Origin of the sequence: Alkanindiges illinoisensis (assembly GCF_004377485.1) — a bacterium.
Lineage (GTDB): Bacteria > Pseudomonadota > Gammaproteobacteria > Pseudomonadales > Moraxellaceae > Alkanindiges > Alkanindiges illinoisensis_A.
Map to the genome: position 1 here is coordinate 54,099 of NZ_SNTY01000015.1, position 7,954 is coordinate 62,052.

The window sequence follows — 7,954 nt, forward strand, 5'->3', positions numbered from 1 at the left end:
ACTTTTAGACCTTGCTCGCTTAAAAATCATTACCACTTATTCAACCATATCGTTACTGCTCAGTAATCCTTTAACAGCATTATGTAGCTGTTTTATAAAATTTAATGCCAATTCATTTTTATCCAGTTATTGTTTTTTAAAACTTGGGCCAGCCACTGATTAATATAACGTTTCAATGGAATGAAGCCAAGCCTGCACACTGCCTTTTAGCCATACAAATACTTTTAGCAAAAGTAGCCACAGAGGTTTGCTATGAAAATTAATATTAATAGAACCAATTATGAAGTTGAGGTGGATATACGCACTACCCTGCTGGATCTATGCCGGGAACATCTGGATTTAACGGGTTCAAAAAAAGGCTGCGATCACGGTCAGTGCGGGGCTTGTACCATGCTGGTTAATGGCAGACGGATTAATAGCTGCCTGACGCTGGCAGTTATGCATCAGGATGACGAAATCATTACCATTGAAGGCATGGGTGCGCCCGGTGCATTGATTCCCATGCAGGAAGCCTTTGTGGAAGAAGATGCCTATCAGTGTGGCTATTGTACTGTGGGCCAGATTTGCTCGGCTATGGGCATGATTGAAGAATTAAAACAGGGATGGCCCAGCCATGTGACCCACTCACTGAATGGTCAGCCTCCTCTCACCGATGAAGAAATTGCTGAACGTATGAGTGGTAATGTGTGTCGTTGTGCAGCCTATCCGAACATTGTCAGGGCCATTAAGCGTGTCGCGGCCAGTGCCTTAAGTGAGGACAATACATGAAAACCTTTGCTTATTTTCGTGCCGAAACGCCTGAACAGGCACCTCACCTGCTTGCCAGTCAGGTTGACGCAGATCATTGGGATGACAATCAGATACAGGGGAGTCAGGGTGGAAAATACATTGCCGGTGGCACTAATTTGCTGGACTTAATGAAACTGCAAATAGAAACCCCAATCGCCCTTGTTGATATTTCGCGTCTGCCTTTAACGGATATTGAACAAACAGCAGATGGTGGCCTGAAGATTGGCGCGATGGTGACCAATAGCGACCTTGCAGCGCATCCATTGGTTCGTGAGCGCTATGCAGTGCTATCGCGCGCCTTGCTGGCAGGTGCTTCCGGCCAGTTGCGCAACAAAGCCAGCACAGGCGGTAATCTGCTCCAGCGCACCCGCTGCTATTATTTTTATTCACCCAACAGCCCCTGCAACAAGCGTATTCCCGGTTCAGGCTGCCCCGCACGCGAAGGCCGTAACCGCATGCATGCCATTTTGGGAATTAGTGAGCACTGCATTGCGCAGCATCCTTCCGATATGGCGGTTGCCATGCAAGCACTGGATGCCCGTGTAGAAACCCGCCGTATTGACGGCACTACAAGGCATATTGCACTGGCGGACTTTTATCTGCTGCCAGAAGATCATCCTGAGCGTGAAACTGTATTGGAAACAGGTGAACTGATTACCCATATTATCTTACCGCCGCCACCTGCCGGACAACATGCCTACCGTAAAGTCCGTGATCGCGCTTCCTATGCCTTTGCGCTGGTGTCTGTTGCTGCCGTGATAGATGCCACGTCAGGCCAGATTCATGGTGCAAGGCTGGCGTTTGGCGGGATTGGGGTAAGACCATGGCGCAATAAAGACGTAGAACAATTGCTATGTAGTCAGCCTGCCAGCCCGCAGTTATTTAATCAGGCAGCCGATCTGCTACTCAAGGATGCCAAGGGTTCGGGCGATAATGATTTTAAAATAGCGCTAACCCGTCGGGTTTTGCTGTCTGTACTAACTGATGCCTGCAAGGGAGAACTGCAATGAGCGAGACTTCTCAACTCGTAATGGATCAGGCCGTAGAATCACTGCTGGATCGTGTTCCCAATCCTTGTGTGGGCGAAGAATTAAGCCGGGTTGAAGGGCCACTTAAAGTCAGCGGCAAGGCCACTTATGCGGCCGAATATACCTTTGAAGGTGAAGCACTGCATGGTTATCTGGTAAGTGCGAGCATTGCCAAAGGTACAGTGCAATCCATTGATGAGAGCAGCGCAACTGCAATTGATGGCGTGGTGGCTGTCATCACTGACTTCAAGGCATTTATTCGCAACTCGCAGCAGGGTGGCGAGAAAAAAGCACCCACGCAGGGTGTGAAAGACGTTGATTATTTTGGCCAACCAATTGCGCTGGTGGTGGCAACCTCGTTTGAAGCAGCGCGTGAAGGTGCAGCAGCACTTAAAGTTCATTACACACAGGAACAGGGCGCCTTTGACTTTATTGCAGAGCTTGGCAAGCGTGAACCGATCACCTCAGGCAATGACAAGCCCGAGTATAAAAATAACCCGGATGAAGGATTGGCCACTGCGGCAGTTAAGGTAGATTCCATTTATGTAACCCCTAGCCAGAACAGTGCTGCCATGGAACCGCACGCCACGATTGCCGAGTGGGATGGCGATCAGCTTATCCTGCATTGCTCTATGCAAATGCTGTCCTCCTGCAAGCAGCAGATTTGTGATGCTTTGGGTTTAAAACCGGATAATGTCCGCCTGATTTCACGTTATGTGGGTGGCGGGTTCGGTTCCAAACTGGGTATCTCGCCCGAATCAATTGCTGCTGCCATTGCTGCCAAACAGCTTCAGCGCCGCGTTAAGGTGGTAATGCACCGGACTCAGGTATTTGAAAGTACCGTGCGTCGTACCAATACCCGTCAGCGTGTGGCATTGGGTGCCAATCATGATGGACGGATTCATACCATTATTCATAATACCATCTGCACCAATTTGCCCGGTGAAACCTTTTTTGAACCCACAGCGGTTTCCACCCATTTTGCCTATAGCGGCCAAAACCGTGAAGTTAAATATGAAATGGTACGCATGAATCAGGTATTGGCCGGTTCCATGCGCGCACCGGGTGAAGCAGTGGGCATGCTGGCGCTGGAATGTGCCATGGATGAGCTGGCCGAAAAACTGAACATGGACCCAGTGGAATTGCGCAAAATCAACGACCCAGCCATAGACCCCAGTAAGGGAGTGCCCTTTTCTACCCGCAAACTGACTGACACACTGGATTATGGTGCCAAGCATTTTGGCTGGGAAAAACGGCATAAACAACCTGCCGCACAGCGTGAAGGTGACTGGCTGATTGGTATGGGCATGGCTTCAGCCACCCGCAGTAACGATCTTAAGGCATCGGCGGCGCGTGTGACCCTGACACCGGATGCAAAGGCGATTGTCGAGACGGACATGACCGATATTGGCACTGGCAGCTATACCATTTTGACCCAGATTGCTGCCGATCTGCTGGGACTGCCGGTTTCGCAGGTAGACGTCAGGCTGGGCGATACCAACTTTCCACCTGCTGCAGGGTCTGGGGGTAGCTGGGGGGCATGCAGCTCAGGTAGTTCAGTATATATGGCCTGCAAAAAAATCCGTGCAGTGCTGGCAGAAACGCTGGGTGTTGAAGAAGATAATCTAACGCTGCAAGACGGAATAGCCAGCGGCAATGGCATGAGCAAGTCAATTCCCGAGCTAATTCAGGGAAATATTGTTGCCATGGGCCAGATTGAACCAGGCAAAACCACCAAGGAATATACCCAGGCCAGCTATGGCGCACACTTTGCCGAAGTGGCCGTGAATGTGGTGACAGGTGAAACCCGGATTCGCCGCATGCTGGGTGTGTTTGCAGCCGGACGCATTCTCAATGAAAAAACGGCACGTTCGCAATGTTATGGCGGCATGATTTTTGGCATTGGTGCAGCACTCATGGAAGAACTCCTGCATGACCCGCACAATGGCCGTCTGGTCAATCATGACCTTGCCGAATATCACGTGCCGGTCAATGCGGACATTCCGCCGATTGATGTAGTGTTTTTACCCGAACGCGATCCTTATGCCAACCCTTTGCATGCCAAAGGCTTGGGTGAATTGGGGATTTCTGGCGCAGGTGCGGCAATTGCCAATGCAATTTATAACGCAACCGGTATCCGCATTTATGACTATCCGCTCACACTGGACAAGCTGCTTGATCAGCTTCCTACGCTCTAAGTGCCCATGTTATCGCAAGCCACAGGAGTAATGCCATGAGCCAGTTGACTGCCCTGCTTTATGCTATTGATCAGGCACAACTCCAGCAGGATGATGCGGTCATGGCCACCGTGGTGCAGGTGGAAGGCTCGGCTTATCGGCGTCCCGGTGCCCGCATGCTGATCTGGTCACATGGTCAGCCTGTGGGCACGATTAGCGGTGGTTGTCTGGAAAGTGAAGCCTGCAAAAAAGCCCAGTGGCTGACCCGAAATGGCCGCCCAGCATTACAGCGTTATCACACTGGCTACGCTGATTTTTACACTGATCCTGATGCTTATGCCAAAACTCAGGGTATCCATGATCACCATGGGAATGATATTGAAGCGGATGACGATGAAGCTCTTGCCTTTGGGCTAGGTTGCAATGGCACAGTCAGCGTGTTGTTTGAACGCCTGAACAGCCCAGCCATGCTTGCCGTTAGCCAGCTCTTGCGTCATGTACAGGCCAGTCAGCGTGCTGGCGTGATTGCTACTGTCATTAGCAGTCAGCCAATTAACCGTAAAAGCAACAGTAAAGAAACGACCTTGCAACTGGGCGACCGTTTGCTGCTTGATCCCGTACAGCATGAATTACGCTGGATTATCCAAACAAATAGTCCAGTTGATCGCAACTTGCATCAGATGCTGCATAACGATGTGATTTTTACCCTAACCCGGCAAAAAAGCCTGCATCAGACTTATCAAACCACACAGGGCACCATTCAGGTATTTCTGGAATATGTTGGGCCACCCAACCGACTGGTGATTTTTGGGGCAGGACATGATGCCCAGCCACTGGTGAGCATGGCAAAAATGCAGGGCTGGCATGTGAGCGTGATTGACAGCAGACCGCACTTTGCTCGTAAGGAACGCTTTATGGATGCCGACCATGTGCGCTGCATTGACTTAAAAGCTGTTGATTTAGAGGACACTGCGGCCTTGGCTGAATTAACCAGCCTAACCAATGGTGCTGCTGTAGCCATTATGAGTCATAGTCTGGCGCAGGATCGTCACTGGCTCAAACAGATGTTACTTAATCCACCGCGTTATATTGGCCAGCTTGGGCCACGTTACCGTACCGAACGTTTGGTTGCCGAAATTCAGCAAAGTTTGCCTGACCCCAGCCAGATTGACCAAGGTCTAGAAGCCTTACATTACCCGATTGGACTGGACATAGGTGGAGATACGCCTGAAGCTATTGCACTGGCAATCATGGCAGAAATAACTGCAGTGATGAACCAGCGTAGCGGCAAAATGTTAAAACAACGTGACCTTTCCATTCATGCCGAATAACCCGTTTTCCAGTCCTGTTGAAATCAATAATTCAGCAAATCTGGCGGTGTTGATACTGGCTGCAGGATTAAGCCGCCGCTTAGGACAACCCAAACAATTATTACTAAAAAATGGCAAGCCGCTGATACGCCATGTGGCCGAACTTGCAACTTCCTTAAATCCACAATGCGTTATGATGATTGCTAATCATACTGTTGAAATTTCTTCTCTGCTTGAAGACTTGCCCATCCAGCTGGTGTTTAATGCACAAGCCGATACAGGTATGGCAAGTTCATTACGAACGGGTGCCCGGTGTCTGAAAAATCATCATGAGCCTGTGCTGATTGTTGGGATTGATCAGCCCTTGCTGGATTCAGCTTATTTACAACAACTGGTTCAGCAAAATATCCAGTATCCGGAGATGAATATCGTCAGCCAATATAGTGACACCATCGGCATTCCTGCGATTGTGCAGCCAGAATTATTACAGCACAGTGAGCGTTTGGCAGGTGATACGGGCCTAAAAAAACTGCTGATGCAGCAGGCAGAAAAACTAATAAAAATGCCTGTACCACAGCTTGCCTTTGATGTTGATACCCCTGAGGCATTGCAGCATGCCCGGCAAAATGGCTGGCTTGATTAAACGCTTATTTATTTTGTGGTTTTTCTACAGCAAAACTTTATGCATCAATGTATTAGACAAGGCAATACCACGCACCACGGGCATTTGCTGCTGCACAATGAAAAAACCAAAATGCTGAAAAAATGGTTGTGCGCTAACACTGACATTTGAAGATAATAGCGGCATGTTGTTCAGCCCTGCCTGTTGCAATAAATGCTGCATTAAATATGCGCCAATGCCTTGTCGGGGAAACTGCGCGGATACAAAAAACTGGTCAATATAACCATTGTCCTGTAAGTCTGCAAAGGCAACAGGCTGGCCTTGCTGCTCTACGATATAAGGCTTGTTTTTAATAAGACACGATATCCATGCGTGCTGGTCATAATCAAGTGGTGCCCAAGCATTACATTGTTCAAAGTTATAATCTTTGCGGGCAACTTGATGTACCGCTCCATAAAAAATGGTGTACAAAGCCTGTGCATCAGCGGGCTGAAAGTCACGAATTTTCATAGGTTTTAATCACTGCCCTAAAAGCCATTTTGGATAATTTAAACAGCGCATTAATCAATTCTTTTCGTCCCTATTTTCAAGTTCCATGCGACGTTGCAATGTTTGCACTTTGCTATCCAGATTTGCTGCGCATTATCTTTTTGGGTGGTCGTTAAACCACCGCAATTGGGACAAGTTATATTAAAGAGCTGATAATAGCCATAACCCAGAATAAATACAGTGAAAACACCAAAGCCAACCGCAAGCGTCCATCCCAGCATCATATAGTGATGTTTAAGGCTATATAAACTGCCTGCAAACAAACCTGTATCAATAAGCCATGCCCAAATAAACAGGCGCTGAAACTGTGCAGCAAAGCTGGGATGGTCTTGTATAGTCATAATAAAGTGATCCAGTTTTTATAATCCATTGGATTGATTTTAAAAACTTCTACAGGTCTTACCGCCGTATAAGACACCCACTGGTCTGGGGCAATTAATTGAAATGAGGTTGAAGGTAACCTGTAAATATAACCAGTTTTATGCCAGTCAATTAAAGTGTCTTTTAACTGGATAATCGGTGGATTCATCTCAGTATTCACTGAAAACACGGCAGTATCAGATTGCGCTGTTAAACTAAGCGCAAAGGCAACCGCTAATTCATAGTGTGCGACTGCATAAACGGCATTTTCATTGTCACCTGCCCCGCTAAAACCAGTTGCCTGAGCAGGTTTTAATACCTCAAGTTGTTTGGGCGAACCATGATAAAGATAATCCGGCTTTTGCATATTATTATCTACCCGCTGATCCTTAAAGATCACTAACACGAATTTGATTAAAGCGCTTTAACCCCAGCACGCCACATAGCAAACCAAAGAGCCAGATATAAACTTCGAGCCAGTTTTTCAAAGGGCCTTTATCCATGATCGCTAACTCTGGTTTATTAGTTGCATAGATTACAGGCACAGTCGCCTGCAAATGCTGAATGTCATGGCCAAAATGATCGGTAAATCGGACAGGTTTTTTATTTACTGTAAATTCAACGATTGGCAATTGTGTGGTGACAACCCTGCCTCCTGTACTACTGTGCTGATGCCAACTTGTTGGCTGATACGCCACAATAATCCCTTGCGTTACAGCGCCATTAACCCAGAGTGGATAAACGCGTTTGATCGCATGCGTTAAACCAATTGCACAAAAAATCAGGCATGCTAAAGACAAATACTTGAGTACTTTAAAGATGATCTGAAATAGCTTTTGAGGTTGATCAACAATAGACCGTAAGGAAGCGTAAAGGTCAGCCATGTAACAACCTGCTGTTATAATTTTAATCTTGGCAAAAATTATAGCAGCAGACCCATCAACTACCCACTATTTTGATTTTGCAAAAAATTTCTTATGTGTGCTTGATAGCTAACCCGAATCGCGGATAAGCAATTGACTTGAAAAATAAGAGGACTAGAGCCATCAGTTGAGTTACCACACCAAACTCACAACTCTAGTCCTGATGTTCAATAGTACCGAATTATTTTGCGTAATT

The 7,954-nt window shown here is 47.4% G+C and carries 9 protein-coding genes; 5 read left to right on the forward strand and 4 right to left on the reverse strand.

Annotated elements, in window-relative coordinates; all coding sequences use genetic code 11:
* The first annotated feature begins 252 nt into the window (after positions 1 to 252).
* The 5 genes from E2B99_RS05330 to E2B99_RS05350 are packed head-to-tail and all read left to right on the forward strand — an operon-like array spanning position 253 to position 5,947.
* Positions 253 to 768 (forward strand): 2Fe-2S iron-sulfur cluster-binding protein, encoded by a 516-nt coding sequence (locus E2B99_RS05330; RefSeq protein WP_134243922.1) that lies wholly within the window; start codon positions 253 to 255, stop codon positions 766 to 768.
* Positions 765 to 1,799 carry an FAD binding domain-containing protein gene (locus E2B99_RS05335; protein WP_134243923.1) on the forward strand — a complete coding sequence of 345 codons (1,035 nt, stop codon included), beginning with the start codon at positions 765 to 767 and terminating at the stop codon, positions 1,797 to 1,799. Before E2B99_RS05330 ends, E2B99_RS05335 begins: the two co-directional genes overlap by 4 nt.
* A complete protein-coding gene (locus tag E2B99_RS05340; protein ID WP_134243924.1) occupies positions 1,796 to 4,015 on the forward strand; it encodes a xanthine dehydrogenase family protein molybdopterin-binding subunit in 2,220 nt (739 codons plus the stop codon). Before E2B99_RS05335 ends, E2B99_RS05340 begins: the two co-directional genes overlap by 4 nt.
* Before the next feature lie 35 nt (positions 4,016 to 4,050).
* The gene (locus tag E2B99_RS05345) at positions 4,051 to 5,325 is read left to right on the forward strand and encodes an XdhC family protein (protein WP_134243925.1); all 1,275 of its coding nucleotides are present in this window, start codon (positions 4,051 to 4,053) and stop codon (positions 5,323 to 5,325) included.
* On the forward strand, positions 5,300 to 5,947 hold the full coding sequence (locus tag E2B99_RS05350) for a nucleotidyltransferase family protein (RefSeq protein WP_134243926.1): 648 nt from the start codon (positions 5,300 to 5,302) through the stop codon (positions 5,945 to 5,947). Before E2B99_RS05345 ends, E2B99_RS05350 begins: the two co-directional genes overlap by 26 nt.
* A 24-nt stretch (positions 5,948 to 5,971) precedes the next feature.
* Here the strand turns inward: E2B99_RS05350 and E2B99_RS05355 are convergent, their stop codons facing one another.
* The 4 genes from E2B99_RS05355 to E2B99_RS05370 are packed head-to-tail and all read right to left on the reverse strand — an operon-like array spanning position 5,972 to position 7,719.
* A complete protein-coding gene (locus E2B99_RS05355; RefSeq protein WP_134243927.1) occupies positions 5,972 to 6,436 on the reverse strand; it encodes a GNAT family N-acetyltransferase in 465 nt (154 codons plus the stop codon).
* Between the two features lie 50 nt (positions 6,437 to 6,486).
* On the reverse strand, positions 6,487 to 6,816 hold the full coding sequence (locus E2B99_RS05360) for a hypothetical protein (protein ID WP_134243928.1): 330 nt from the start codon (positions 6,814 to 6,816) through the stop codon (positions 6,487 to 6,489).
* Positions 6,813 to 7,202: a hypothetical protein gene (locus E2B99_RS05365; protein ID WP_134243929.1), complete on the reverse strand. Its 390-nt coding sequence runs from the start codon at positions 7,200 to 7,202 to the stop codon at positions 6,813 to 6,815. The genes E2B99_RS05360 and E2B99_RS05365 overlap by 4 nt, the downstream gene beginning before the upstream one ends.
* A gap of 22 nt (positions 7,203 to 7,224) precedes the next feature.
* Positions 7,225 to 7,719, reverse strand: coding sequence for a DUF3592 domain-containing protein (locus E2B99_RS05370; protein WP_134243930.1), 495 nt, complete (start codon positions 7,717 to 7,719; stop codon positions 7,225 to 7,227).
* Positions 7,720 to 7,954: the final 235 nt, after the last annotated feature.

Coding starts and splice junctions, on each gene's coding strand:
- E2B99_RS05330 (WP_134243922.1), top strand. CDS start 253: ATGAAAATTAATATTAATAGAACCAATTATGAAGTTGAGGTGGATATA.
- E2B99_RS05335 (WP_134243923.1), top strand. CDS start 765: ATGAAAACCTTTGCTTATTTTCGTGCCGAAACGCCTGAACAGGCACCT.
- E2B99_RS05340 (WP_134243924.1), top strand. CDS start 1,796: ATGAGCGAGACTTCTCAACTCGTAATGGATCAGGCCGTAGAATCACTG.
- E2B99_RS05345 (WP_134243925.1), top strand. CDS start 4,051: ATGAGCCAGTTGACTGCCCTGCTTTATGCTATTGATCAGGCACAACTC.
- E2B99_RS05355 (WP_134243927.1), bottom strand. CDS start 6,436: ATGAAAATTCGTGACTTTCAGCCCGCTGATGCACAGGCTTTGTACACC.
- E2B99_RS05360 (WP_134243928.1), bottom strand. CDS start 6,816: ATGACTATACAAGACCATCCCAGCTTTGCTGCACAGTTTCAGCGCCTG.
- E2B99_RS05365 (WP_134243929.1), bottom strand. CDS start 7,202: ATGCAAAAGCCGGATTATCTTTATCATGGTTCGCCCAAACAACTTGAG.
- E2B99_RS05370 (WP_134243930.1), bottom strand. CDS start 7,719: ATGGCTGACCTTTACGCTTCCTTACGGTCTATTGTTGATCAACCTCAA.